22 protein-coding genes are annotated in these 26,415 nt (G+C 74.3%); 12 read left to right on the forward strand and 10 right to left on the reverse strand.

All coding sequences use genetic code 11. From position 1 onward, the window contains the following. Nucleotide 1: 1 nt before the first annotated feature. A complete protein-coding gene (locus Q7T67_RS18425; RefSeq protein ID WP_304793235.1) occupies nucleotides 2-3,526 on the reverse strand; it encodes a hypothetical protein in 3,525 nt (1,174 codons plus the stop codon). After that, a complete protein-coding gene (locus Q7T67_RS18430) occupies nucleotides 3,526-4,296 on the reverse strand; it encodes an IclR family transcriptional regulator (protein WP_304793237.1) in 771 nt (256 codons plus the stop codon). The genes Q7T67_RS18425 and Q7T67_RS18430 overlap by 1 nt, the downstream gene beginning before the upstream one ends. 165 nt (nucleotides 4,297-4,461) lie before the next feature. On the opposite strand from Q7T67_RS18430, the gene Q7T67_RS18435 reads away from it, so the two are divergent. Next, nucleotides 4,462-5,247: a ScpA family protein gene (locus Q7T67_RS18435; RefSeq protein WP_304793239.1), complete on the forward strand. Its 786-nt coding sequence runs from the start codon at nucleotides 4,462-4,464 to the stop codon at nucleotides 5,245-5,247. Then, the gene (locus tag Q7T67_RS18440; RefSeq protein WP_304793242.1) at nucleotides 5,244-6,137 is read left to right on the forward strand and encodes an SMC-Scp complex subunit ScpB; all 894 of its coding nucleotides are present in this window, start codon (nucleotides 5,244-5,246) and stop codon (nucleotides 6,135-6,137) included. Before Q7T67_RS18435 ends, Q7T67_RS18440 begins: the two co-directional genes overlap by 4 nt. Here the strand turns inward: Q7T67_RS18440 and Q7T67_RS18445 are convergent. Then, complete coding sequence (locus tag Q7T67_RS18445) at nucleotides 6,068-6,964, reverse strand: SDR family NAD(P)-dependent oxidoreductase (protein WP_304793244.1); 897 nt, start codon at nucleotides 6,962-6,964, stop codon at nucleotides 6,068-6,070. The genes Q7T67_RS18440 and Q7T67_RS18445 overlap by 70 nt on opposite strands. Before the next feature lie 107 nt (nucleotides 6,965-7,071). Between Q7T67_RS18445 and Q7T67_RS18450 the strand changes: the two genes are divergently transcribed. From Q7T67_RS18450 to Q7T67_RS18475, 6 genes are all read left to right on the forward strand, one after another. Next, on the forward strand, nucleotides 7,072-7,671 hold the full coding sequence (locus tag Q7T67_RS18450; protein ID WP_304793247.1) for a TetR/AcrR family transcriptional regulator: 600 nt from the start codon (nucleotides 7,072-7,074) through the stop codon (nucleotides 7,669-7,671). Between the two features lie 69 nt (nucleotides 7,672-7,740). Next, nucleotides 7,741-9,351, forward strand: a complete 1,611-nt coding sequence (locus tag Q7T67_RS18455) for an SIR2 family protein (protein ID WP_304793250.1) — start codon at nucleotides 7,741-7,743, stop codon at nucleotides 9,349-9,351. Between the two features lie 140 nt (nucleotides 9,352-9,491). Further along, entirely contained in the window at nucleotides 9,492-10,541 is a 1,050-nt protein-coding gene (locus Q7T67_RS18460; RefSeq protein WP_304793253.1) for a sulfate ABC transporter substrate-binding protein, read from the forward strand. Beyond that, on the forward strand, nucleotides 10,522-11,415 hold the full coding sequence (cysT, locus tag Q7T67_RS18465; RefSeq protein WP_304793256.1) for a sulfate ABC transporter permease subunit CysT: 894 nt from the start codon (nucleotides 10,522-10,524) through the stop codon (nucleotides 11,413-11,415). Before Q7T67_RS18460 ends, cysT begins: the two co-directional genes overlap by 20 nt. Continuing rightward, complete coding sequence (cysW, locus tag Q7T67_RS18470; RefSeq protein ID WP_304793258.1) at nucleotides 11,405-12,208, forward strand: sulfate ABC transporter permease subunit CysW; 804 nt, start codon at nucleotides 11,405-11,407, stop codon at nucleotides 12,206-12,208. Before cysT ends, cysW begins: the two co-directional genes overlap by 11 nt. Then, nucleotides 12,205-13,161, forward strand: coding sequence for a sulfate/molybdate ABC transporter ATP-binding protein (locus Q7T67_RS18475; protein ID WP_304793261.1), 957 nt, complete (start codon nucleotides 12,205-12,207; stop codon nucleotides 13,159-13,161). Before cysW ends, Q7T67_RS18475 begins: the two co-directional genes overlap by 4 nt. Nucleotides 13,162-13,208: 47 nt before the next feature. Here Q7T67_RS18475 and Q7T67_RS18480 read toward each other — a convergent pair whose 3' ends face one another. The 4 genes from Q7T67_RS18480 to efeU form a co-directional block, all read right to left on the reverse strand. Continuing rightward, nucleotides 13,209-14,411 carry a PLP-dependent aminotransferase family protein gene (locus tag Q7T67_RS18480; protein ID WP_304793264.1) on the reverse strand — a complete coding sequence of 401 codons (1,203 nt, stop codon included), beginning with the start codon at nucleotides 14,409-14,411 and terminating at the stop codon, nucleotides 13,209-13,211. A gap of 167 nt (nucleotides 14,412-14,578) precedes the next feature. Further along, nucleotides 14,579-15,820, reverse strand: coding sequence for an iron uptake transporter deferrochelatase/peroxidase subunit (efeB, locus tag Q7T67_RS18485; RefSeq protein ID WP_304793267.1), 1,242 nt, complete (start codon nucleotides 15,818-15,820; stop codon nucleotides 14,579-14,581). A gap of 64 nt (nucleotides 15,821-15,884) precedes the next feature. After that, on the reverse strand, nucleotides 15,885-17,051 hold the full coding sequence (gene efeO, locus Q7T67_RS18490) for an iron uptake system protein EfeO (protein WP_304793270.1): 1,167 nt from the start codon (nucleotides 17,049-17,051) through the stop codon (nucleotides 15,885-15,887). Continuing rightward, entirely contained in the window at nucleotides 17,048-17,932 is an 885-nt protein-coding gene (gene efeU, locus Q7T67_RS18495; protein ID WP_304793273.1) for an iron uptake transporter permease EfeU, read from the reverse strand. Before efeU ends, efeO begins: the two co-directional genes overlap by 4 nt. Nucleotides 17,933-18,145: 213 nt before the next feature. Here efeU and Q7T67_RS18500 point away from each other — a divergent pair, with 213 nt between their 5' ends. Both Q7T67_RS18500 and Q7T67_RS18505 read left to right on the forward strand, forming a co-directional pair. Beyond that, nucleotides 18,146-18,889, forward strand: a complete 744-nt coding sequence (locus Q7T67_RS18500; RefSeq protein WP_304793276.1) for an HAD family phosphatase — start codon at nucleotides 18,146-18,148, stop codon at nucleotides 18,887-18,889. Continuing rightward, nucleotides 18,886-21,285 carry a glycoside hydrolase family 65 protein gene (locus Q7T67_RS18505; RefSeq protein ID WP_304793279.1) on the forward strand — a complete coding sequence of 800 codons (2,400 nt, stop codon included), beginning with the start codon at nucleotides 18,886-18,888 and terminating at the stop codon, nucleotides 21,283-21,285. Before Q7T67_RS18500 ends, Q7T67_RS18505 begins: the two co-directional genes overlap by 4 nt. A gap of 26 nt (nucleotides 21,286-21,311) precedes the next feature. Here the strand turns inward: Q7T67_RS18505 and Q7T67_RS18510 are convergent, their stop codons facing one another. Continuing rightward, the gene (locus Q7T67_RS18510; RefSeq protein ID WP_304793282.1) at nucleotides 21,312-22,775 is read right to left on the reverse strand and encodes a hypothetical protein; all 1,464 of its coding nucleotides are present in this window, start codon (nucleotides 22,773-22,775) and stop codon (nucleotides 21,312-21,314) included. Between the two features lie 112 nt (nucleotides 22,776-22,887). Between Q7T67_RS18510 and Q7T67_RS18515 the strand changes: the two genes are divergently transcribed. After that, a complete protein-coding gene (locus Q7T67_RS18515; protein WP_304793285.1) occupies nucleotides 22,888-23,493 on the forward strand; it encodes a hypothetical protein in 606 nt (201 codons plus the stop codon). A 78-nt stretch (nucleotides 23,494-23,571) separates the two neighbouring features. Here Q7T67_RS18515 and Q7T67_RS18520 read toward each other — a convergent pair whose 3' ends face one another. Beyond that, entirely contained in the window at nucleotides 23,572-24,099 is a 528-nt protein-coding gene (locus Q7T67_RS18520; RefSeq protein WP_304793288.1) for a ribonuclease H, read from the reverse strand. Between the two features lie 59 nt (nucleotides 24,100-24,158). Further along, nucleotides 24,159-25,979, reverse strand: a complete 1,821-nt coding sequence (ggt, locus tag Q7T67_RS18525) for a gamma-glutamyltransferase (RefSeq protein ID WP_304793291.1) — start codon at nucleotides 25,977-25,979, stop codon at nucleotides 24,159-24,161. Between the two features lie 170 nt (nucleotides 25,980-26,149). Here ggt and Q7T67_RS18530 point away from each other — a divergent pair, with 170 nt between their 5' ends. Next, nucleotides 26,150-26,410 carry a hypothetical protein gene (locus tag Q7T67_RS18530; protein ID WP_304793294.1) on the forward strand — a complete coding sequence of 87 codons (261 nt, stop codon included), beginning with the start codon at nucleotides 26,150-26,152 and terminating at the stop codon, nucleotides 26,408-26,410. Nucleotides 26,411-26,415: the final 5 nt, after the last annotated feature.

Raw genomic sequence — 26,415 nt, forward strand, 5'->3', positions numbered from 1 at the left:
GTCAGCGCCGCAGCGTCGCCCGCGCCGGCCGGCCCAGCCGCCCGGACGGCGCGATCGCGCGCACGCTCACGGTCGTCCGGCCCCCTCGCACGGTTCTGCGCGGCGCCCGCACGCGCACGGACGAGCGACCGGCCCGGACGACCGTCGTCTCGCGCGCCCCGTCGGCGTAGCGCACGAGCACGGCGTGGCGGACCGCACCGCCGGGCCTGAAGCGGACCTCCAGCCGCGCCCCGCGCCGGCGGACCGTCACCCGCCTCGGCGTGCCGACGCGCAGCGTCCGCTGCACGAACGAGCCGACCCGCACGACGCGCTTGACGATGCCGTCCTGGAGGACCTGCGCCTCGATCTCGTGGCGGCCCGGGACCAGGGCGTTGGGGGTGAACCGGACGGTGCCGCGGCGTCCGCCGGGCGAGAGCACGACCGATCCGCGCCGGGTCCGCTCGACGAAGCGCACCGTCTCGTCGGGGATCGCGTCCAGCCGGTAGGTGATCGAGCGGGTGGTGCCGCGCGCACGCCCGACCTTCGCGGTGACCTTCGGCGCGGGCGCCGGAACGGTCGCGGAGACCGAGGTGAAGGCCGGCGACCCGGCGCGGGGCACGACCTGCCACGTGCCGGCGGCGGGGTCGCCGAGGACGACGATCCGCGAGCCGGTCGCCGCGGTCGCGGCGGTCGCGATCGTGTCGCCGTCGGCCTCGGGCTGGATCGTGCGGCCGGCGGGATCGATCAGGTCGACCGCGGGTGCCGTGCCCGCGGCGCCGACGTTGATCGTCGCCCGCGTCGTCCCGGCCGGGATCGCCAGACGGGTCGGGCCGCCGACCTGCCTGGTGCCGGCGATCGTGACGCTCCGCAGGTCGCAACCGCTGTCGAATTCGGGGAACCCGTCGCCCCAGACGTACGTCGCACTGCCCTCGACGAGCTCGTAGAACGGGGGCTTCCAGTACGGCAGCGGGATCTTCGCGCAGCCCCCCATGCCCTTGTTCGAGACGACGACCTTGCCGACCTCGACGCACTTCCCGAGGGCGCACGCCGTCCCAGCGGCCTCGCCCTGCGCCCCGAGCTTGCCGGCGTAGATGTCGAGCTTCGCGCCCAGGAAGAGGAAGGGCTTCGTCTGTTTGAAGACCCCGACCTCGGCCGCGATCTTCGCGTAGCCGGCCGTCGAGAACTCGAACCGCGCCGCCGCGACGTCGAGCGTCGAGAGGATGCGCAGGTCGCCCTTCGCCTCGAGCACGAACGGGCTGCCGAAGGTCGCCGTCAGCGAGCCGTCCACGTCGAAGAGGTAGCTGCCGGACTGCCCGGCGCTCGTCGGCGGCGCGATCGGGACGACCCCGATCCCCGCGCCGCCCGAGAGCTTCAGCGGGGAGAGCCCGAAGCCGGCGTCGATGCGGTGCAGGAACACCTGGGGGTAGAGGCCGATGCCGGGGAAGGTCGGGACGTAGCTCGCCCGGACCGACACGAGCTTCCCGTCCGCGACGATCACCTCGAAGCGCAGCGAGGCGCCGCCGGGAAGGGTGATCTTCGCCCCGCCGACCCAGCGGTCGCCCTCGGCGGTCCAGGTCAGGGAGAGGTCGTCGATCGAGACCGGTGGGACGAGGATGCGGTCGGCCTGCAACGACAGGCTGTCGAGCCGCAACCCGCTCTCGGGGTCGATCTTCAGCGTCGCCTGCCCCGTCGCGTCGCCGAACCCGGTCGGGAGCCGCAGCGCGAGGGTGACGCTCGAGCCGTCGCCGTCGATCCGCGGCTCGAGCGCGCCGACCACGGGGAAGCCCTTGACGCGCACCGGGAAGCGGGCGACGTCGAAGGCGAACAGCCTGCCGCCGGGGCCCGCGACGAGCTTCTGGCGCAGTCCTCCCTCCCACAGGACGATCGGGCTCGACCCGGCCACCGGGATCTCCACGCGGGCGCTGCCGCTGCCGGCCGTGTAGAGCTCCTTGTCCGCCGGATCGATCACCAGCTGCGTGCCGCCCAGCGGGACGACCCGCAGGCCGTTGACGCGGATCGGTCCCTCGGCGACGGCGACGGACCGGCCGTCGCGCACGCCGGTGAGGAAGCACCCGGTCTCCACCATGGCCTTGACGCGGGCGAACTCCCGGCGCCGGCAGTCGGCGGCGGTGACGTTGCCCCCGCCGGTGACGCTGCCGGGGATCGTCGTCGGGAGGCCGGCCCCGGGGCTGCGGGTCAGCGGACCGAAGAACAGCCCGCGGATCTCGCCGGCGGTCTGCGATCCCGCGGGCGTCCAGACGGCGAATCCGCCGCCGTCGGGCGCAACGTCGAACGCGAGGTCCTCGATCTCGGCGGCGCTGGTGGTCAGGCGCTGCTCGCCCGCGAAGACGCCGTCGCCGCTCGCGCTGCGGCGGGCGTAGAGGCCCTTGTGGCCCTTCGGCGCGTCGCGGGTGTCGCCGCGGTCGAGCACCAGGGCGCTGAGCGCGCCGCCGCGGCCGACCATGCGGGCGACCGTCGCCGAGGTCGGCTGAACCGTGCCGCGGGCCTTGCCGCCGACCTCCGTCACCCCGTAGACGCCGACGTCCGCGGACGGGCGCGAGGCGACGAAGAGGCGTCCGCCGGGGCCCGCGGCCAGCGTCGGGGCGTAGCCCTGGAACGTGCCGGCGACCGTCCACCGCGACGCGTCGTTCGGGTCGCCCTGACCGTCGAAGCGCCGGACGGCGAACCGGCCCGGACCCGTCACGAGCACCGCCGCGACGCCGCCTCCGGGCAGCGTCGCGAGCTGGGCCCGCTCGCCCGGGGCGGCCGGGGATCCGAGGTCGACGCGGCCGGCGGTGAACGCCCCTGGGGTCAGCGCCTGCACGAAGGTCCCGCCCTCGCGCTGGGAGGAGAGCGCCGCGATCCTCGGAGAGGACGCGCTGCCGAACGCGACCGGCTGGGCGTCGACCGCGACGCCCGTGCCGGCCGGGCCGCCGGAGCTGAACGACGTCCCGCCGTCGAGGGAGACCAGGAGGACCGTGGCGCGGTCGGTCGTGCCGGAGCCGTCGGGCAGCGCGTAGCGCGTCGGGTAGCGGCTGGTCAGGACGACGAGCTGGGTGTTGACGATGACCGGGAACGGCCCGTCGCTGAGCTCCTTGTTGAGGTTCGGGCCGTCGTCGGCGTCGTAGGCCTTCTCCGGCACGAGCACCCGCGTCGGGGCCGGGTTGTCGCACGCGGCGGCGCCGCGGGGCAGGCGGCAGAACCCGACCGCGTCCTCGCCGCCGGGGCCGCCGTCCGCGATCCGCCAGGTGACGTAGGCCGTCCCGGCGTCGTCGACGACCGCGTGCGGCGCCGCGCCGTTCGTGGCCAGGGTCACGCGCCTGGGGAGGGGCAGCGGCGGGGCCTTGGTCGTCAGCCGCTTCGTCGACCCGTCGAACCCGGGCGTCGATGCGGTCGGGCGGGCGTCGGCGACCGCCGGGACCGCGAGCAGCCCCAGTGCGGTGAGGACCGCCGCGGGCCGCAGGCGGGATGGACGCCCGCGGAGTGGGCGGCGGGTGGGGCGCAGGCGGGATGGGCGTCGGACGGGGAGGGGGCGGGAGGGGCGCATCAGGAGCCTGTCGTGGCGGGTCGGACGAGGGCGAGGCCGTCGCCGGCGAGCTCCTCCGGGGTCGTGCCCGGACGCACGACGCGGCGCAGCAGGTCCTCGAGGGCCGCGTCGTTGGCCGTGACGAGCGGGGCGTTCCCGGTCAGCGCGACGACGGAGGGCACGCCGGGCTCCAGGGACGGCCACGGCACCGCGATGCACGCGGCGGCGGGGTGCGACCAGGCGACCTCACGCGCCGCGGCGCCGGACCGGACGGCGGCGACCAGGTCGCGTACCTCGTCCGGGCCTTCCGGGCTCGCCGCGCTGAAGCGGGGCCAGGGGTCCTCGGCCACGAACGGATCGACCTCGTCCGGCGGCAGCTGCGCCAGCAGGGCGATCCCGCCGGCCGTCGCCCAGAGCGCGGTCGGCGGGTCCCAGCCGTCGGCGGACGGCGCGTCGGGGCCGGGCGTCGTGGCGGCCAGGAGCGGCCGGACGCCCGCGAGCTGCATCACGAAGACCGAGGCACCGGTGAGGCCGCTGACCACGTGCGCGATCCGCGCCGCCCGGGCGACGGCCTCCCGGCTGCCGCCGGTGGCCCCGAGCGCGTGGGCCCGCGGCCCCAGCCGGTATCCGCCGGCGTCGCGGACGGCCCAGCCCTCCCGGGCCAGGAGCGCGAGGGTCCGCGAGAGCGCCCCCTTGTCGATCCCGAGGCGACGCGCGAGCTCGCGGACCCCCACGGACCGGTCGTCGAGGGTCTCGAGGATGGCGAGTCCGCGCTGCAGGGCCTGTGACACGACGTGCACCGTACACCGTTGCCAGTTCGGCGACCAGATGTTGCCCGGGCGGCAACACCAGGGTTCCGGGTCCCCGGGGTCTCGTCGCCACGTCCGGCCGACCCGCGCGGTCGCCGCCGGGCCGCGGACCGTCCGCCGACCGGTGCCGCCGCTACGGTTCCCGCGATGCGCGCGACCGCCTACGTCGCGGGTCTCGAGCTCGACCTGGAGGTCTTCAGCGGGCCGTTCGACCTGCTGCTCACGCTGATCCTCAAGGAGGAGGTCGACCTGCTCGAGGTCGACCTCGCGGACGTCGTCCTCACCTACCTCGACCACCTCGAGACTCGCGGCGAGCTCGATCTCGAGGTCGCGACGGAGTTCCTCGTCCTGATCGCGTCGCTGCTCGAGCTGAAGTCGCGGCTGCTGCTGCCCCGCGACGAGGACGACGAGCTCGGCGACCTGCAGCCGGAGGAGGCCGCGGAGGAGCTGATGGAGCGCATGCTCCAGGCCCGCCGCTACCGCCACGCCGCCGACCATCTCGCCGAGCGCCTGCAGGGCGAGGACGGCAAGCGCTTCCGGTCCGCCCCGCTGCCGCGGCACCTGCGCCGGTTCACGGAGCAGGACGCGATCGCCGTCCACAGCCCGGCGCGTCTGGGCAAGGCGATCGGCGGCCTGCTCCGCCTGCCGCCCCGGGTCGACCTGCACCACGTCACGCTGCAGCGCGTCAGCCTGCCCGAGCGCCTCGCGCACCTGCGGACGCTGCTGCGCCGCGGCTCGTTCACCTTCACCGAGGCCGTCGGCGACGCGGACCGCACGACCGTCGCGGTGACCCTCTGGGCCCTGCTCGAGATGTACAAGCAGGGCGAGGCCGACTGGACCCAGGTCGAGCCGTTCGCCGAGATCCACGTGGCCGGCGTCGCCCCGGGTGCAGCACGCTGGTCCGCCGCTGTCCGCGAGCCGGTGTCGACGTGAGCGACCGGCACGACGACCCCGACCTGGTGGTCGACTCCACCGCGGAGGAGCTGCCGGACGAGGTGTCGGTCCTCGAGGCCGCCGAACCGACCGCACCCCTGCCGCCCGAGCAGTCCGGCCTGGCGTCGCAGGTCGAGTCGTTGCTGTTCCTCTCGTCCGAGCCGGTGCGCCTCGACGACCTGGCCCTGGCCTGCGACACCGGTCCGGAGGAGGTCGCGGTCGCGCTCGAGGAGCTGCGCCGCGTCTTCGCGCCCGGACGCCGCGGGCTGCTGCTGCGCGAGCTCGGCGGCGGCTTCCTGCTCTCCTCGGCCCCGGAGACCGAGCCCGCGGCCCGGCGGCTGCTGGCCGCGCCGCGCACCCCGCCGCTGACGCCCGCGCAGGCCGAGACGCTGGCGATCGTCGCCTATCTGCAGCCCGTCAGCCGGCCCGAGATCACCCGGATCCGCGGCGTCGCGGCCGACTCCGCCTGCAACACGCTGACGGAGCGGGGGATGATCGAGGAGGCCGGGCGGTCGCAGTTCGGCGCCGTCCTCTACCGCACGACCGGCCTGTTCCTCAAGCTCTTCGGCCTCGACGGCCTGGCCGACCTGCCCGACCCCTCCGCGTGGGACCCCACACCCGAGGAGACCGCCACCCTCCGCGAGCGCCTGATGATCGCCGGGGACGCCCGCGGCGGCGGCGACGCGGTCCAGGGCGACGACCCGACCGACCGCCCCACGCTCGACCTGACGGGCTCCGCCGCGCCGACGGGCCACGCGGCGACGGAGTTCGGGGCCGGGGGTGGAACGGGCGGCGTCCCGGTGTCCTCCGACGCCGACGGTCAGCCCGCGGGGCCGGGTGATGCGGAGCCCGGATCCGCGGGCCACGAGAACCGGGCGTCGCGGGAGTAGTCCTCGCGGCGCCGGTCGAGCGCCAGCGCGACGTGGCCGGGGGCGTTGTCGCCGACGAGCAGTCGCAGCGGGCGGTCGTCCCCGCGGTCGAGGTGCTCGAGGAGCGCGGCGGCTGCACGGCCGGGCGGTGCCTCGAGCGGGTGCGGGTCCTCGGCCGTCGGCGGCCAGGGGACCTCGGCCGTCCCGAACAGCGACTCCCGCAGTCCGTCGTACGTGCCCTGCGGGTCCGCGAAGCGCATGCTCGTCGTGCCCCAATCGGTGTCGAACCCGCCGAGCTGCGCGATCGTGACGCGGACCCCGAACGCGGCGACCTCGCCGGCCAGTGCCTCGGAGAAGCCCTCGAGCCCCCACTTGCCGGCGTTGTAGAGCCCCAGCAACGGCATCGACCCGACCGCCCCGACCGTGCTGATCTGGACGAGTTCCCCGGATCCCTGCGCACGCATGTGGGGCAGTGCCGCCTGGGTGACCCAGAGGGGACCGAGCAGGTTGGTGTCGACGTGGTCGCGGGCGTCGTCCTCCGACAGCTCCTCCGTCGCCCCGACGAGCCCGTACCCGGCGTTGTTGACGACCACGTCGAGGCGTCCGAACACGCCGGCGGCCTCGTCGACGACCCGGCGCACGGCGTCGCGACCGCGGACGTCGAGCTGCAGGACCCGCAGCCGATCCGCGTGACGTCCCTGCAGATCGGCCAGCGCGTCCGCGGACCGGACGGTGCCGATCACCCGATCGCCGCGGTCGAGGGCGGCGGCGACGAACGCGCGCCCGAGGCCCCGACCGGCGCCGGTGACGAACCAGACGCGGGGCTGTGTCGTGGGTGTGGCGGGCATCGGATCCTCCTTCGAACGTTGGCGAGACGCAGCGTCTCGTGGTTCGAGCGTAGCGCGATCGGACCGATGACGAGACGTGGCGTCTCGCCGTCTTCTACGCTCCGATCATGGCGGCCCCACCCGATCCGGCCCGGCGCAGCGCCCGGGCACGCAGGTCGATCCTCGACGCCACGACCGCATTGACGGCCGAGGTCGGGTACGCAGCCGTGACCGTCGAGGCGATAGCGGCCCGGGCCGGGGTCGGCAAGCAGACGATCTACCGGTGGTGGCCGTCCAAGGGCGCGGTGCTCTTCGACGCGATCCTCGACCGCGGCTCGGACGCGGAGCGCGGGACGGCTCTGCCGGACACCGGCGATCTGCGGGCCGATCTCCAGGCGGTCCTGCGCGCCGTGGTGGCCGAGCTGGCGGACCCCGCGACGGATCGCACCAACCGGGCCGTCACCGCGGAGATCCAGGCGGACGAGTCGCTCGCCGGAGAGCTCGTCACCCGGCTGCTGCGTCCGCAGATGGAGGCGACCGCGGATCGCCTCGATCGGGCCCGGCAGGTCGGGCAGCTGGCGCCGGACGCCGACGTGGAGGTCGCGGTCGAGCTCCTCTTCGGCCCGCCCTTCCACCGCTGGCTCCTCCGGACGGGGCCGCTCGAGGACGAGTACGCCGACCGGCTCGTGGCAGGCGTGCTCTCCGGCCTCGCCCCACGGGCCCCATGAGCGACGCGGGCCGACGGCCACCCCCCGGTCACGCCTCGACCGGCGGGCGCCTGATACCTCTTGACGGACATGTCGCCCGGCCGCCACCTGTTCGTCACGCGCGGCGACCTGACGCACCTGCACTGCGACGCCTGGGTGCTGCCCACGGACCGCGAGGGGACGGTCACGCCGCCGTGGGTCGCCGAGCTCGAGCGCCTCGGCCGCGGGCGAGCCGACGCGTACGGCGGCCGGCTCGACGACGCCGCACGACGCGACCTGTCCGAGACCGGCGCGGCGGTCCTGCGGGCGCCGTCCGCCGACGATCCCGGCGTGATCGCCTGCGACACGGCGGTGGCCCACGGTGACGTGGCCGCGTGCGCGCAGGCCGCGTCCGTGGCGATCGCCCGCGTCAGCGCGATGGCCGACGGCGTGGAGGCCCGTCCGACGCGGACCCTCGAGCAGCCGCGGTCCCGCGCCCTGGTGGCCCTGCCGACCGTCGGGGTCGGCGCAGGCGGGGGACGAGACGTGCGCGGGGCCGTGCTCGCAGGACAGATCGAGGCGGCGCTGGGCACCCTGTCGGCGGAGGAGGGCCCGGACGTCGTCCTCGTCTGCTTCGACCACGAGCACTACGCCGCCGCGCAGCGCGCGCGGGCCGCGACCGGCGTGGGCGACGCGCTCTTCGCCGGCCTGGGGGCCGACCTGTCGGGGCGCATCGAGGTCCTGGCCGGCCACGCGCGCGCCGGGCGCCTGGTCCCGTTCGTCGGGGCCGGCGTCAGCATGGGTGCCGGGCTGCCCTCGTGGGTGGGGCTGCTGGACGAGCTGATCGCCCAGGCCGGCATGGAGTCCGACCGGGCCGCCCTGGACCGCGTCGACCTGCGCGATCGCGCCGCCCTGATCCAGAGCCGTCTCGGCGTCGGCGAGCTCGAGCGCATCCTGCTCCAGCGCCTGACGTCCGCCTCCCGGGTGGCGCTCCAGCACCAGCTGCTCGCGTCGCTCCCGGTGCGCGAGGCCGCGTCGACGAACTGGGACGACCTCTTCGAGCGCGCGTGGCGGGACGCCGGCGCCGATCGCGTCGCCCAGCTGCCGTTCGACGGCCAGACGGGGGCGGAGCACTGGATCGTCAAGCTCCACGGCACCGTCCGCGACGGGCACCTGCACGGCGTCGTCCTGACCCGCGACGACTACCTGCGGTTCGGTGCGGAGCGCAACGCCCTGGCGGGCATCGTCCAGTCGTTGCTGCTGACCCGGCACATGCTCTTCGTCGGCTTCGGACTCAGCGACGAGACGTTCCACCGGATCGCCCACGACGTGCGGCAGGTGCTGCACGAGGGCTCGGGGATCGGGCGCACGGGGGCCTACGCGACGAGCCTGTCGCCGTCGCGGCAGACGGTCACGGCCGAGCTGTGGACGGGCCAGCTGGACGTCGTCTCCACGCGGCGGGCCGAGGACGGCGAGGGGCGGGCCGGCACCGCGCCCGCGGCTCGCCGGCTGGAGATCGCGCTCGACCTGCTCGGCATGCTCTCGGTCGACCCGCTCGGGCACCTGCTGGACCCGTCGTTCGACGGCGCGCTGACGGCCGACGAGCGCCGGCTGGCCGAGGTCCTCCGGCGGTTCGCCGCCGACGCCGACCCGCTGCTGGACGGCGCTGGCCCCGCCGGGCGGGCCATCGGGCGCTGGCTCGACGGCATGCGCGAGCACTGACCGCGCCCCCGCGGCCGGGGGCGTCCCGGACGTGTGACCTATTCCCGATCCGGGTTGGGGCGTTATGGCGCGCCATCGCCTAATATGCGCAAACTCGATCAGGGTTTCCTCCCTGGACCGTCCTCACGAAAGCGATCTCCATGCGTCTGACGACCCGACTTCCAGTCTTCGCCGCCCTCGCGGCGTCCGCGGTCCTCGCCGGCTGCGGCGGCGCCTCCGACGAGGTCGGCGGCGGCGAGTCCTCGTCGTCCTCGAGCGGCGCGCAGACGAAGCTCTCGCTCGTCGCCTACGCCGTCCCGAAGGTCGGCTTCGACAAGATCATCCCGGCGTTCCAGAAGACCGAGGCCGGCAAGGGCGTCACGTTCTCGCAGTCCTACGGCGCCTCGGGCGACCAGAGCCGCGCGGTCGAGGCCGGCCAGCCCGCCGACCTCGTCAACTTCTCGCTGACGCCCGACGTCACGCGCCTGGTGGACTCCGGCAAGGTCGCGGAGGACTGGAACACGAGCAACGCGGAGAAGGGCATCGTCTCCAGCTCGGTCGTCACGATCGTCGTCCGCAAGGGCAACCCCAAGGGCATCAAGGACTGGTCCGACCTGGTCAAGCCGGGCGTCGAGGTCGTGACGCCCAACGTGTTCTCCTCCGGCTCGGCCAAGTGGAACCTGCTGGCCCCCTACGCGCAGTACTCGAACGTCGGCAAGGACAAGGCCGCGGGCCTGAAGTTCGTCGGCGAGCTGCTGAAGAACATCAAGACCCAGCCGAAGTCCGGCCGCGAGGCCACGCAGACCTTCCTGCAGGGCAAGGCCGACGCGCTGCTCTCGTACGAGAACGAGGCGCTGAACATCGAGAAGAACCAGCCGGAGGCGGGCATCGAGCACGTCACGCCGCCGAACACCATCCGCATCGAGAACCCCTTCGCGGTCCTGAAGACCTCGAAGTTCCCCGAGCAGGCCAAGGCGTTCGCCGACTTCAACTTCTCGGCCGAGGGCCAGAAGCTCTGGGGCGAGGCCGGCTTCCGGCCCGTGCTGCCCGACGTCGCCAAGGAGTTCGCGGACAGGTACCCGGCGCCGAAGACGCTCTACACCGTCGAGCAGCTCGGCGGCTGGTCGAAGCTGAACGACACGCTGTTCGACCCGGACAAGGGCGACATCGCCAAGCTCTACGAGGACGCCGGTGCCTCGACCGGCGACTGAGGTCGCCGGCGGCGACGGGCCCGACGGGCGCACGCCCGCGGACCCGTCGACCCCGAGGCCCCGTGCGCGGAGCCGTCGACGGGCGCGTGCGGACGCCGGCGGCGTCGGGCCCCTCGGGCTCGGCGTCGCCACCCTGTGGCTCTCGATCATCGTCCTGCTGCCGCTGGCCGCCGTCGTCGCGAAGTCGCTCGACGGCGGGCTGCCCGCGTTCTGGGAGGCGATCACCTCGCCGCCGGCCACGCGGGCGCTGCAGCTGACGCTCATCGTCTCGATCGTCGTCACGGTGATCAACGCGGTCATGGGCACACTGATCGCGTGGGTCCTGGTCCGCGACGAGTTCCGCGGCAAGGCGCTGGTCAACGCCCTGATCGACCTGCCGTTCGCGCTGCCGACGGTCGTGGCGTCGATCGTCCTGCTGACCCTGATCGGGCAGAACAGCCCGGTCGGCCTCGACCTCTTCGCGACCCACTGGGCCATCGGCATCGCGCTGCTCTTCGTGACGCTGCCGTTCGTCGTGCGCAGCGTGCAGCCCGTGCTGCTCGAGGTGGAGAAGGAGGCCGAGGAGGCCGCCGCGTCGCTCGGCGCGGGCAACCTGACGATCTTCCGGCTGATCATCCTGCCAGCGCTCCTGCCGGCGCTCGTCTCCGGCGCCGGCCTGGCGTTCGCCCGTGCGGTCGGCGAGTACGGCTCCGTCGTCCTGATCTCGGGCAACACGCCGCGCAACCAGGTCGCCTCGCAGTACATCTTCGACCGCATCGAGACGGACCGGCCCGCCGCGGCCGCCGCCATGTCGGTCACCCTGCTGCTCATCACCTTCGCGGTGCTGCTGCTGCTCCGGCTGTTCACCTGGTGGAGGACGCGCAATGAAGGTTGATCGCGGGCCGCGGATCGCGCTGCGCACCGTCGCGCTGGTCTACCTGGGCCTGCTCCTGGTGCTGCCGGTCGGGCTGATCCTGTACCGGACCTTCGAGGACGGGATCGGCGCGTTCTGGGACCAGATCTCGACCCCGGCGTCGATCTCCGCGATCAGCCTGACGCTCGAGATCGTCGCGATCGTCGTGCCGCTGAACGTCGTCTTCGGCGTCTTCGTCGCCCTCGCCCTCGTCCGAGGCCGGTTCCGCGGGCGGGGGATCGTGCAGGCGATCGTCGACCTGCCCTTCGCGGTCTCGCCGGTGATCGTCGGCGTCTCGCTCATCCTGCTCTGGGGCACCGACGGGTGGTTCGGCGGGGTCGCCGACGCCGGCTTCCAGATCATCTTCTCGCTGCCGGGAATGGTCCTGGCGACGATCTTCGTGACGCTGCCGTTCGTCGTCCGCGAGGTCGAGCCGGTGCTGCACGAGATCGGCAACGAGCAGGAGCAGGCCGCCTCCACGCTGGGCGCCGACCGCTGGCAGACGTTCTGGCGGATCACGCTCCCGTCGATCCGCTGGGGCCTGGCCTACGGCATCGTCCTGACGATCGCCCGGGCACTCGGCGAGTTCGGGGCGGTGTCGGTCGTCTCGGCCGGCGCATCCGGCGAGTCCGAGACCCTGACCCTCCTCGTGGCCAACCGCTTCGAGGACCTCAACCTCCCCGGCAGCTACGCGGCCGCGACGGTGCTGATGGGCTTCGCGCTCGTCGCCCTGATCCTCATGTCCCTCTTCGAGTACAGGAGCAAGCGCGCATGATCGCCGCCGAGAACGTCGAGAAGCACTACGGGGACTTCCACGCGCTGCGCGACGTCTCCATCGAGATCCCCGACGGGTCCCTGACCGCGCTGCTGGGGCCGTCGGGGTCGGGCAAGTCGACCCTCCTGCGGGTGATCGCCGGACTCGAGGTGCCGGACTCCGGCGCCGTCGTGATCTCGGGGGAGGACGTCACCCACACCTCGCCGCAGAAGCGCGGGATCGGGTTCGTCTTCCAGCACTACGCGGCGTTCAAGCACATGACCGTGCGCGACAACGTCGCCTTCGGTCTGAAGATCCGCAAGCGGGGCAAGGACGAGATCGCCAGGCGGGTCGACGAGCTGCTCGAGATCGTCGGCCTCGCCGGGTACCAGACGCGCTACCCGTCGCAGCTCTCCGGCGGCCAGCGCCAGCGCATGGCCCTGGCCCGCGCCCTGGCGGTCGAGCCGCAGGTGCTGCTGCTCGACGAGCCGTTCGGCGCACTGGACGCGAAGGTCCGCGAGGACCTGCGCACCTGGCTGCGCCGGCTGCACGACGACGTCCACGTCACCACCGTCCTGGTCACGCACGACCAGGAGGAGGCGATGGACGTCGCCGACCGGATCGCCGTGATGAGCGAGGGCCGCATCGAGCAGGTCGGCTCGCCCCGGGAGCTCTACGACACGCCGCAGACCGAGTTCGTGATGTCGTTCCTCGGGCCCACCGCCACGCTGCGCGGCGAGGTCGTCCGGCCCCACGACCTGGTGCTGTCGCACGAGAAGATCGACGACGGGGTGGCCGTGATCATCGAGCGCGTCGTGCACCTGGGCTTCGAGGTCCGCGTCGAGCTGCTCGACGAGGCGGGGGAGCGGGTCACCGCCCAGACGACCCGGGGCAGGGCCGCCGAGCTCGGGCTGTACCCCGGTCAGGCGCTGTTCGTACGGACCGCCCGGCCGGACCAGATCCCGGCGCTCTGAGGGCGGGGCGCCGGCCCCGGGACGGGGCCGCCGCCCCGCCGCGGGCGTCAGGCGTCCGCGAGCGCGCCGCGCAGGCGCCCCAGGCCCGTGCGGATCTCCGCCGGGCTGTGGGTCGTGAACGACAGCCGCAGCGTGCGCGGGTCCGGCGTCGTCGCGTAGAACGGCGCGCCGGGCACGTAGGCGACCTGCCGCTCGATCGCCCGCGGCAGCAGCGCGGTGGCGTCCATGCCCTCCGGCAGGCGCGCCCACACGAACATGCCGCCCTCGGGCCGGTTGAACGTCGAGCCCTCCGGCAGCGTCTCCGGCAGCAGCTCGAGCATCGCGTCCCGCCGCTCGCCGTAGACCTCGCGCAGCCGGTCGAGGTGGGCGTCGAGGTCGACGTGGGCCAGCCAGAGCGCGGTTGCGGCCTGGTCGACGGTGGAGGAGTGCAGGTCGGCCGCCTGCTTGGCGATCGTCAGGGGGGTGCGCAGCGCCGCGGGGCACCGCACCCAGCCGATCCGCAGGCCGGGGGCCGCCACCTTCGACAGCGTGGACAGCGCCAGGGTGCGCTCCGCGGCGCCGGGGATGGCGGCCAGCGGCGTCGACGGCTCCCCGGCGTAGCGCAGCTCGCCGTACGGGTCGTCCTCGATGGCCCAGAGGCCCGTCCGCTCGAGGACCGCGGCGAGCTCGACCCGGCGGGCCTCGCTGAGCGTCCGGCCCGTCGGGTTGTGGAACGTCGGGACGACGTAGAGCAGCTTCGGCCGGTGCTCGGCGACGAGGCGTTCGACGGCCGCGGGGTCGATCCCGTCCTCGTCGCACGGCACGGGGATCGGCACCGCGCCGGCCAGCTGGAACGCCTGCAGCGCGGCCAGGTAGCTGGGGTCCTCGACGAGGATCCGGTCCCCCGGCTCGAGGAACACCGTCGCGATGAGGGTCAGCGCCTGCTGCGAGCCGCTCGTGATCAGCAGGTCCTCGGGACCGGTCGGCAGACCGCGCAGGCTCAGCCGGTCCGCGACGCGTCGGCGCAGCTCGGGGTCCCCCTCGGTGGTCGAGTACTGCAGGGAGCGCTCGGCGCTGCCCGGCTCGAGCGCCGCGGCGAACGCGGCGGCGATGCCCGCCTGGTCGAACAGCTCGGGGGCCGGCAGGCCGCCGGCGAACGAGAGGACGCCGGGCTTCTCGGTCAGCGCCAGGATCTCGCGTACCGGCGAGCTCGCGACGCCGCGAAGACGCGCGGCGACCGGAGCTGCAGGACCGGGGGGCGAGGACGACATGACCGCGCAGGATACGGGCAGGGACGCCCCCGGGGCCGCGCGACCCTTGGCGGGTACAACCGACCCGACCGGACGACGGTCGTGGCGGTGCGCCGGGCGCCGCCCCGTCGCCCGGGGCGCCGACGCCGACGCGTCGCGTCCGGCCGTCGGCGGCCCGCCCGGCCCGCTCAGCCGCGGAAGAGGCCCTCGCCGACGAAGCCGCCCGGCCGGACGCCCGGAGGCACCGCGAAGAGGCCGCTGCCGGTGTGCTGGATGTACTCCATCAGCGCGTCGCCGACCCCGAGCTTGCGCTGGATCGCGACGAACTGGCGGTGCGGGTCCTGCTGGAAGGCGACGAAGAACAGACCCGCGTCGAGCTGGCCCGTCCGGCTGTCGATGCCGTCGGTGTAGGAGTACCCGCGGCGCAGGATGTGCTGGCCGTCGTTGACCGCGGGGGAGGCCAGGCGGATGTGGGCGTCGGGCGGGATCACCGTGATGCCGTCGCTGCCCTTGATGTCGAGGTCGACCTCGTCGAACTCGGCCTTCCCGGTCAGCGGGGCGCCCGAGACCTTGGTGCGGCCGAAGACGGCCTCCTGGTCGGCCAGGCGGTCGCGGTCCCAGGTCTCGATGAACATCCGGATCCGGCGGGCGACGAGGTACGAGCCGCCGCGGAACCACGTCTGCGGCTCCTCGCGCCCGACCCAGACGAAGCGGTCCATGCCCCTGGTGTCCTCGGCGCGGAGGTTGTTCGTCCCGTCCTTGAACCCCATGAGGTTGCGCGGGGTGGCCTGCGACCGGGTGGTCGACGACGTGCGGCCGAAGCCCAGCTGGGTCCAGCGCAGCGTGGCGGACCCGAACGCGATGCGGGCCAGGTTGCGCACCGCGTGGAAGGCGACCTGCGGGTCGTTCGAGCACGCCTGGACGCAGAGGTCGCCACCGGTGCGGTCGGGGTCCAGCTGGTCGCCGGGCAGGTCGCCCAGCGGCTTCAGTGCGCTCGGACGCCGCGCGCGCAGGCCGAAGCGGTCCTTCCCGTCCCGCTCGAAGACGTCGGGCCCGAAGCCGAAGGTGATCGTCAGCTGGGCGGGCGCCAGGCCGGCGGCCTCGCCGGTGTCCTCGGGCGGGAGCTCCGGGTGCCCGGCGACGGTCCCGGTGGGGCGACCGGCGCACATCAGCTCCGCGGCGCGGGTCCACTCGCGCAGCAGGTCGCGCAGCTCCGCGGCGGTCTCGATCGTCAGGTCGAAGGACCCGAAGACGATGCGGTCCTGCGCGGGGGTGGCGATGCCGGCCTGGTGCTCGCCGTGGAACGGGACGACGTCCGCGGCGCCGGAGCCCGCGTCGGCCTCCGCCTGGCCCGTCGCGTAGCCCGCGCCGCCGGCGGCGGCGATGCCGAGCAGCCCGCCGCCGGTCAGGAGCGCGCGGCGGCGCGTCATGCCGCGCCGCGGAGCGTCCGTCCCGTCCGGGGTCCCCGTCTCGTCGCGCCGACCGGCCATGGGGCTACTCCAGCACCTTGCCGGCGACGAGGGACAGCGGGTCGGCCAGGGCGTTGATCTGGGTGGCGAACGCCTTGCGGTCCGCGTCCGTCAGCTCGTCGTAGAGGGCGAAGCCCAGCGGCGTGTCGCGCTTGTACTCGTCCAGGCCCTTCTGCACGGCGGCGAAGCGCGGCTCGATCTCGTCGATCAGGGCCTGCTGCTTGCGCGCCACCAGGGCGGGCTTCAGCAGGTCGAACGCCTTCTTCGAGCCGTCGAGGTTGCCCTGGAAGTCGGAGAGGTCGGTGTGCGAGTAGCGGTCCTCCTCGCCGGTGATCTTGCCGGAGGAGACCTCGTTGAGCAGCTCGAGCGAGCCGTTGGCCAGCTGCGCGGCCTGCAGGTCGATGTCCTTGATCCGCGAGTCGAGCGTGGCGACGTCCTTCACGAGCTGCTTCGCGAACGTCGCGGTGCCCTTCGTCGTGTCCTTCGTCCAGAGGATCTGCTCGATCTTGTGGAAGCCGGTCCACTCGTCGGCGTCGGCGACGTCGTTGACGCGGGCGTCGATCTTCGGGTCGAGGTCGCCGAACGCCTCGGCGACGGGCTCGATCCGCTCGTACGGCAGGCGGGCGGGGCCGAAGAGGTCCTTCGCCTTCTGCGTGTCGCCGGCGCGCAGCGCGGCGGCGAACGCCCCGACCCGCTCGACGAGCTCGTCGGACTGGTCCTGGACGTAGGCGTTGTACGACGCGACGGCCTTCGTCAGCGCGGGGTCGGTCGGGCCCTTCGCGGCCTTCGCGCCGGTCACGGTCAGCTTGCCGGGGGTGCGGGACGTGTCGCCGGGGGTGGCGCAGTAGACGACGTAGTCGCCGGCGTCGAGCTGCAGCGAGAAGTCGCCCGAGAGGCCCGGGGTCAGGTTCTCCCGCTCGCCGAGGATGATCCCGTCGGCGTTCTTCAGCTCGACCTCGGTGGTCTTCGAGGTGCCGTTGTTGACGGCCTCGAAGCGGACCTTGCCTGCCTCGGCCGTCAGCGCGTTCGGGGTGCAGCCGGCGTCGGTGAGCTCGACCTTGAGGTTGGTGGCGTCGGCGCCCGCGGCGCCTCCGGCGTCGTCACCGCCGCAGGCGACGAGGCCGAGCGAGGCGGTCGCGGCGGCGGCGAGGGCGAGTGAACGGACGCCGGGACGGGCGGTGTTGCGGGTCATGCGGTGACCTCGGACTCGGTGCGGGGCGGGGTGCTGGCGCGCGGGCTGCCCGCGGGCCAGAGGACGAAGGCGAGCATCGGCACGGCGTAGACCAGCCAGCCGATCAGCTCGATGTGACGCGGGTAGGGCTGCAGGCCGAAGAGCCCGGTCAGCAGCCCGGAGAGCACGTTGTCGGCGTCGGGCTTGACGAGCCAGGTCAGGTCGAACGCCTGGCCCTGCCCGAAGTTGACCCAGCCGGCCTCGTGGCCGGTATGGAACGCGCCGGCCACCAGGCCGGCGGCGATGATCACGAGGAAGACGGCCGTGACGCGGAAGAACCGCGCGAGGTTCAGCTTGACCCCGCCGCGGAAGATGCCCCAGCCGATCAGCACGGCGATCAGGACGCCGAGGACGGCGCCGATCGAGGCGCTCAGCGTGGAGATCTGCGTCGACTCGGACTGGAAGGTCGCCAGCAGGAAGAACGCGGTCTCGATGCCCTCGCGCAGCACGGCCAGGAAGGCCATGGCGATCAGGCCCCAGGCCGAGCCGGCGGCCAGGGCGGTCGCCGCGCTGGCGCGCAGCTCGCCGCCCATCGACCGCGCGTGCTTGCGCATCCACAGGATCATGCCGGTGACCATCACGACGGCGACCGCGGCGATGACGGTCTCGAGCTGCTCCTGCTGCTTCTGCGGCAGGGCCTCGTCGACGATCTGCAGCACGGCGGCGATGCCGATGCAGACGGTGATCGCCGCGGCGACCCCGATCCACATGAGCTTCAGGGCGTCGCGCCGTCCCTCCTGGACGAGGAAGGCGGCGACGATGCCGACGATCAGCGACGCCTCCACGCCCTCTCGGAGCCCGATCACGAACTGGACGGTGGGGAGGGCGGCGAGGGTCAGCATGAGGTCGGGCGAGAGGGCATCCGAACTTCGGGCGCCCTACGCAATCGCAGAACGCTACCAGCGGAATGTTCGGGTGCCCGACAGTTGGCGCGTTGCCACGCATGCGGCGCCGAAACCCGCTTGGAGCGGGCATTCCTGGGCCGCATCGGCCGGTGGTGCGCCGGCGGGCGTGCTCCGGTCCGCCCTGGCCGGGCCGTGTGACAGGCTCGTCCCATGACCCAGCTGCCCGATGCGGTCCGCGCGTGCCTGTTCGACATGGACGGCGTGCTGACCGACACGGCGCGGATCCACGCCGCCGCGTGGAAGGACGCCTTCGACGCGTTCCTCACCGCCCGCGCCGGCGCGGAGCACGGTCCGGACGAGGACCTGCGGCCGTTCGACGCCCGGGCGGACTACGAGGCGCACGTCGACGGGCTGCCCCGCGAGGACGGCGTCCGGGCGTTCCTGGCCTCCCGCGGGATCGAGCTCCCCGAGGGCACGGCCGACGACGGTCCGGACGTCGCGTCGGTCACCGGCATCGCCACCGCCAAGAACGACCGCGTCGGCCCGTTGATCGACCGGGAGGGGGTGGAGCTCTACCCGGGGACCGTCGTCCTGCTCGACGCCTTGGACGCCGAGGGCGTCCCGTACGCGGTCGTCTCGTCGAGCGCCAACACCCGTCACGTGCTGGAGGCCGCGGGCGCGCTGGGGCGGTTCGCGGCGATCGTCGACGGGACGTCGCTGGCCTCGCGCGGGCTGAAGGGCAAGCCGGCGCCGGACACGTTCCTCGCCGCGGCGGAGAACCTGGGCGTCGCCCCCGCCGACGCCGCGGTCTTCGAGGACGCGCTCTCCGGGGTGCAGGCCGGCCGCGACGGGCACTTCGGGCTGGTGGTCGGCGTCGACCGCGTCGGGCACGCCGACGCGCTGCGCGAGCACGGCGCCGGCCTCGTCGTCGCCGACCTCGCGGAGCTCGCATGATCGGCCACGACGTCTTCCCGGTCGAGCCGTGGGGCGTGCGGGAGAAGCGGCTGGACCTCGACCTGATCGCCGAGACGGAGTCGGTCTTCGCGCTGGCCAACGGCCACCTCGGCCTGCGCGGCAACCTCGACGAGGGCGAGCCGCGCGGGGCGAGCGGCACCTACCTGGGCGGCGTCTACGAGTCCTACCCGCTCGAGTACGGCGAGATCGGCTACGGGTTCCCGGAGGACGGACAGGCGGTGGTCGACGTCACGGACGGCAAGATCATCCGGCTGCTCGTCGAGGACGAGCCGCTCGACGTCCACCGCGGCAGCCTCGACGAGCACGAGCGCCACCTCGACTTCCGCACCGGCGTCCTGGAGCGGACGCTGCGCTGGACCTCGCAGGCCGGGCGCTCCGTCCGCGTGCGCTCCCGCCGCCTCGTCTCGTTCGAGCAGCGCAGCGTCGCCGTCATCCGGTACGAGGTGGAGGTCGACGACGGCGAGCCGCTGCGCGTCGCCGTGCAGTCCAACCTGCTCGCCAACCAGGCGCCCCAGGAGCGTGCGAGCGTCGACCCGCGCTCCGCCTCGGAGCTCGCCGACGTGCTCGAGCCGTGCCTCTCCACCAGCCACGACCACCGGGTGGTGCTCGCCCACCGCACGCGCGAGAGCCGGATCGCCCTGGCGGTCGGCATGGACCACGAGATCGAGGTCGACGACCACCCCCGGTCGCTGACGCAGGTCGACGACGACCTGGGCCGCGTCACGGTGTCCGCGCTCCTGGAGCCCGGCAAGCCGCTGGTGCTGACGAAGTACCTCTCGTACCACTGGTCCTCGCAGCAGTCGGTGGAGTGGCTGCGCGACCAGGTCGACGCGAGCCTGGAGAGCGCGCTGGCCGAGGGGTTCGACGGTCTCCTGGCCCGGCAGCGACGCAGCCTCGACGCCTGGTGGCGGGTGGCCGACATCGAGCTGGAGGGCGACCCGGAGGTGCAGCAGGGCGTGCGCTTCGCCCTGTTCCAGATGCTGCAGTCCGCGGCGCGGGCCGAGACGCAGCCGATCCCCGGCAAGGGCCTGACGGGCTCGGGCTACGACGGGCACGCGTTCTGGGACACCGAGGCGTTCGTCCTGCCGGTCCTGACCTACGCGCGCCCCGACCTGGTGCGCCAGGCGCTGCGCTGGCGGCACGACACGCTCGGGCAGGCCCGAGAGCGCGCACGGCTGCTGGGGCTGCGGGGCGCGGCGTTCCCGTGGCGGACGATCCACGGCGAGGAGTGCTCGGGCTACTGGCCCGCCGGCACGGCGGCGTTCCACGTCAACGCCGCGATCGCCGACGCCGTCCGGCGCTACGTCGTCGCCACCGACGACCGGGACTTCGAGCGCTCCTACGGCGCCGAGCTGCTCGTCGAGACCGCCCGGCTGTGGGCCAGCCTCGGCCACCACGCCCACGACGGCGGCTTCCGGATCGACGGGGTGACGGGGCCGGACGAGTACTCCGCCCTGGTCGACGACAACGTCTACACCAACCTCATGGCCCAGTCGAACCTGCTCGCGGCGGCCGACGCCGTCGAGCGGCACGCCGACGTCGGCCGGGAGCTCGGGGTCCGCGACGAGGAGATCGCGGCGTGGCGCACGGCCGCCCACGCGATGCACGTGCCCTACGACGAGCGGCTCGGCGTCCACCCGCAGGACCAGGACTTCCTCCAGCACGCCCGGTGGGACTTCGAGGGCACGCCGCAGGAGGACTACCCGCTGCTGCTGTCGCACCCGTACTTCGCCCTCTACCGCACGCAGGTCGTCAAGCAGGCGGACCTCGTGCTGGCGCTGTTCCGGCGCGGCGACGCGTTCACGCTCGAGCAGAAGCGCCGGGACTTCGAGTACTACGAGAGCATCACGGTCCGCGACTCGTCGCTGTCGGCCGGGGTCCAGGCGGTGATCGCGGCCGAGGTCGGGCACCTCGAGCTCGCCCACGACTACCTCGCCGAGGCGACCCTGACCGACCTGCGCGACCTGCGAGGCGACTCCGGCAACGGGCTGCACATCGCGTCCCTCGCGGGGGCGATCACCGCGATCACCTCCGGGTTCGGCGGGCTGCGCGACCACGGCGACCGGCTCGAGTTCTCCCCGCGGCTGCCCGAGCGCCTGCCGCGCCTCGCGTTCCCGATCGTCTGGCGGGGTCTGCGGCTCTGCGTCGAGATCACGCCCGACGAGGCGTGCTACCGGCTCGACGAGCTCGAGCCCGACGACCACCGCGAGGGCGACGACGCGCCGTTCGTCCCGCTCTCGCACTGGGGCGAGCCGTTCGACCTGCGGCCCGGGCAGGAGGAGCGCCGGCCGATCGCCCCGGCCCCGACCGATCTGCGCCGGCCGTTGCAGCCGGAGGGCCGGGCTCCGAAGCGGCGGGGCGAGGCGGACGGCTGACGGCGCCGTCGGGGCGCCGCCCGCCCTCAGCGGCGGCGCGGGATGGTCACGTGGCGCCGCTTCGTCGGCTGGCCGGCGACGCGGGCGCTGATCGTCAGCCGCACGCGGCCGCTCGACCGGCGCAGCCTGCGCGCCTGCGCCCTCGAGATCCGCAGGGTGACGGTGCGCTGCGCGGTGCGGACGGTGCGCGTCGCGCGGTAGATCCGGGACAGCCGCCGGCCGAACTTCGCGTAGACGCGGACCTCGGCCGCGACGTCGGCCCCACCGATGCTGATCGGGATCCGCCGGGTGCGCACGACGCGGTTGCGGTTGACCCGCTTGGCCCGCAGGACGATCGTCGCCGCCGGGGCGGGCGCCGCCACGGGCGGAGGCGCGGGAGCGGGGGCGGGCACGGGCTCCGGGGCGGGCTCGGGCTCGGGCACCGGTCCGGGGAGGAACCCCTCCTGATAGGCGAAGTTCGCGAAGCGCCTCGTCTCGTCGGGCTTCGTGACCGGGTCGCTGGCCAGGCCGAAGACGAGGCGCGGCGGCCCGCCCGGGTTGACCTGCACGGCGATGCCCTCCGGCTCGCGGAACGACATGTCGGGCAGCACCTTGACGCCGCCGATGGTCCCGCGCACGAGCTTCGTCGCACGCATCGGGACGAACCGCACGTACGCGTCGCCGGGCTTGCCCACGTGGTCGTAGGAGTCGCCGTAGTAGAGGTAGGCGGTCTCGCCGGCGAACGCGTAGCCCTGCGAGACGACCTCCTCGCTCGTGTTCCCCGGACGGGGCTCGCCCTTCGTCGGCGTGGTGCCGAGGGTCACGAGGCGGTCCCAGCGCCCGACGACCGCGTCCTCGATCGGGACGCGCTTGAAGCCCCACACCCCGGGGCGCTCGCCGTAGCGGACGACGAGCTGGCCGGTCACCGGGTCGACGGTGGGCCGCGGCGCGTTGTTCGCGGTCCCGGGCGGGGTGACGTCGAGCGCGGCGGACGTGCCGGACCGCACCGTGGTGCCGCCGTGGTAGACGACGCGCGCCACGCGGCTGCCCTTGCCGTCCTCGCCGCCCGAGGACTTCGACTCGGACTCGACGAAGACCCAGACCGCGCCGCCGTGGTCGTGCAGGCCCATCGACACGCCGTGCCCGAAGCCCTCGAGCTTCATCGAGTCGACGAGCTTGCCCGAGTACGTGAGGCGGTTGAGCCAGAGGTTGCCCTGCTCCTTCTCGCCGGTCACCGTCTGCAGGACGTAGATCTGCTGGGCCTGCTCGTCGAACGCGAAGCCCTGCATCGCGTTGCTGCCCTTGAGCGGCGTGTCCAGCAGCTGCGGGTAGTACGAGGACGGCGCGGCCGGGTCGAAGGTGCCGGCGGGCAGCAGCGGGCCGGCCGACGCCGACGCGGGGACGCCGAGCGCGACGGCGGTCACGAGGGCCGCCAGGCCGGGGCGGAGCGCGGCACGGCCTGGCCGGGACCGCGGTCGGGGGGTGCGGGGGACGGGACGCGTGGGGGACACGCGTCGAGCGTACGCGGGTCGCTGCGTCGGTGCCGGCGCGTCCCGCGGCCGCCTCACGGGTCCCGGCGACGGCCCGCCGTGTCCCGACCCGGTGGTCGGGTAGGCGAGTCCCATGCGTGAGATCACCGACGGCATCGTCCACTGGACCGCCCAGCACCCGAACATCGGGCAGCGCGTGTCCTCGTACCTCGTCGTCCCCTCGGCGACGCTGATCGACCCGCTCCTGCCGGACGAGGGGCTCGACGGGATCGAGCGGATCGTCCGCCCGGAGCGGATCGTCCTGACCAACCGCCATCACGTCCGGGACGTCCCGAGGCTCGTCGACGCGTTCGGGTGCAGCGTCCACGTGCACGAGAAGGGCACGGCGACGTTCTCCGACCTCGACGTCGCGCCGTCGACGTTCGCGTTCGGCGACGAGGTCGCGCCCGGGATCACGGCGCTCGAGGTCGGGTCGATCACGCCCGAGGAGACGGCGCTGCGGATCGACGTCGGCGACGGGGCGCTGTCGTTCGCGGACGGCTTCCTCAACGATGGCGGCCGGGTCGGGTTCATGCCCGACGGCCTCCTGGGCGAGGATCCCGACGCCGTCAAGAAGGGCCTGCGGCTCGCGGCGACGCGCCTCCTGGACGAGCGCTTCGCCCACCTGCTGTTCGCGCACGGCGAGCCGATCGTGGGGGACGGCCGCGAGGCGCTGCAGGCGGTGACCGTCCCGGACTGAGCGACGGAGCGGCCCGGCCGCGCCCGGGGACGTCGTCGATCGCCTGCGGGCGGTGCGGACGCCCGGCGGCGCCGGCCCCTACGCCTGCTGGGCGGCCGCGGCGACCGCGAGCTGGTCGGCGCGGTCGTTGAACGCCTTGTGGGCGTGCTCGGCCCCGGTCTCGTGCCCGCGGACCCAGTGCCAGCGGACCTGGGCGTGGCGGCCGATCTCCTCGTCCAGCGCCTTGACGAGGTCCTGGTTCTTCACCGGGTCGCCGCCGGCGGTCTTCCAGCCCTTGCGCTTCCAGCCGGTGATCCACTGGGTCATCGAGTTCAGCATGAGCTGCGAGTCGGTGACGATGCAGACCGTCGACCCGTCGGGGAGCGACCGCAGGCCGAAGAGGGCGGCGGAGTACTCCATCCGGTTGTTCGTCGTCTGCGGCTCCCCGCCGGAGAGCTCGACGGCCTCGAGGTGGGACTCGGCCGGAGGCACGACGATCGCGCCCCAGCCGCCCGGACCGGGGTTGCCCTTGCACGCGCCGTCGGTCCAGATCAGGGTCTCGCCGGGCTGCTGCTCGACGGGGGTCTCGACGATCTTCTTGGCGGGACGGCGACGGGCGGGCGGCATCGGTCGCCGAGGATACGCGCGGCGCCCGGCGGCCCGCCCCGCGACCGCACCCGCCCCGCTCAGCGCCGGGGCGTCACCACCGCGGCGGACCCGCCGCCGCGTCGCGTCGGCTCAGCGACCGCCTGCCAGGCGCCGCCGGAGGCCCGCTCCAGGGCGGCCACGGCGCCGATCTCGGGGTCGGGCGAGAGCGTCGGCGGCGCCTCGACGAAGCGGTGGCCGATCGCCTCCAGCGGTCCCCGCAGCGGGGAGGTCAGGAAGGCCGGCTCGGCCTCCGTGGTGGCCGCGTTGCGCTGCGAGAGCCGCGGCGCCTCGACGGCCTGCGGCAGGCTCATCCCGCCGTCGAGGCGGTTCAGCAGCGTCTGCAGCACGGTCGTGATGATCGTCGCGCCCCCGGGGCTGCCGATGGCGAGGAACGGCCGACCGCCCTTCAGGACGATCGTCGGGCTCATCGAACTGCGGGGCCGCTTGCCGGGGCCCGGCAGGTTGGGGTCGGTCTCGGCGGTCAGTCCGGGGCCGGGCTCGGCGTCGAAGTCGGTCAGCTCGTTGTTGAGCAGGAACCCGCGGCCCGGCACGACGATGCCGCTGCCGCCGGTCTGCTCGATCGTCAGCGTGTAGGAGACGACGTTGCCCCAGCGGTCCGACGCGACGAGGTGCGTGGTCGACTCGCCCTCGCGGTCCGACGCGCCGCCCTGCGGGGCGACCGAGCCGCACGTGGGGTTCGACGGATCCCCGGCGGTCGCGGGGTTCGCCAACGACGCGGTGGGGGAGACGAGGCAGGCGCGGCTGCGGGCGAACGGCTTCGAGATCAGACGACCGCGCGGCACGACCTCGCGGGTGTCGTCGCCGACCCAGCGGTTGCGGTCCGCGAAGGCCAGTCGGCTGGCCTCGAGGTAGCGGTGCAGCCGCTGCGTCTCGTCGGCGGCGGCGGTGCCGAGCGCCTCGACGATGTTCAGCGCCTCGGCGACCGCGATGCCGCCGGAGGACGAGGGCGGCATGCCGAGCACGTCGAGGCCGCGGAAGGTGCTGCGCACCGCGCCGCGCCGGCGGACGTCGTAGTCCCGCAGGTCCTTCGTGGTCATCAGTCCCTTGGGCACGGGTGCGCCGCGGGTCTCCGGGCTGCGCGAGGTCCGGACCACGTCGCGTCCGAGGGCGCCGCGGTAGAGCGCGGAGGTGCCCTCCTTCGCCAGCAGCCGGTAGGTGTCGGCCAGGTCGGGGTTGCGCATGGTCGCGCCGACCGGCGCGGGCCGACCGCCGGGGAGGAACAGCTTGCGGGTGGCGGGAAACCGGGAGAACCGCTCGCGGTTCTGCTGCGTCTGGTCGCGGAACGTCTTGTCGACCCGGAACCCGCGGGCGGCGAGCGCCGCGGCGGGTCCGAGGTTGCTCGCGAGGGTCTGGCGGCCGTATCGGCGTGTGGCCTCGGACCACAGCGCCGGGGTGCCGGGGACGCCGACCGAGAGGCCGCTGGTGACGAGATCGTCGAACGGCCGGGCCTCGCCGGTGGCGGGGTCGACGAAGGAGTCCGCGCGCATCCGGCCCGGCGCGGTCTCGCGCCCGTCGATGGTCACCGCCCGCCGGCGCTTCGCGTCCCAGAGCACCATGTAGCCCCCGCCGCCGATGCCGGCGGAGTACGGCTCGGTCACGCCGAGCGCCGCAGCGGTGGCCACGGCGGCGTCGACGGCGTTGCCGCCACGGCGGAGGGTGCGGATGCCGGCCTGCGTGGCCTCGCGGTCGACGGAAGCGACGGCGCCGCCGGTGCCCAGGGCGACCGCGGGCTCGTCGGCGTGGGCGGCCGGGGCCAGGGCGAGGAGGGCGAGCAGCGCCCCGGCGGCCAGCGGGGGACCGGCGGTGCGGGGACGGAGGGGCGTGAGGCGGGGGACCATCCTCCATTCCTTCCACGTCGGGCGCCTGCGCGCAAGGTGCGGGTGCACCGGTCGGTCGCGGCGGACCGGTGCCGGTGACCGACCGCGACGGAGGGCGCGGTGCGCGGGGGAGGGTGCGTGGGGGTGACCGCGGGGCACGCGGCCGGGCGGCGGTGCGAGGCTCCCGGGCCATGACCGACGAGCGCCAGGACGTCCTCACCGCCTTCGTGTCGTACGCGACGGAGTACGGCGAGGGGGCGTTCGCCGACGCGGTGGCGGCCGCGGCCCCGCGGCTGGAGGACGTCGCCAACGGCACGGTCGTCGTCCTCTCCCCGCCGGACGTCCAGGCCCGGAAGCTCCTGCTCGAGGCCCAGAACCGCCGCAACCTCGACGACGCGGTCGAGCTGGCGAAGGCCGCGGGCTGGCGGATCGACCCGCCCCGGCAGGGGTAGCGCGC

This window comes from Patulibacter sp., from assembly GCF_030655195.1.
GTDB lineage: Bacteria > Actinomycetota > Thermoleophilia > Solirubrobacterales > Solirubrobacteraceae > Patulibacter.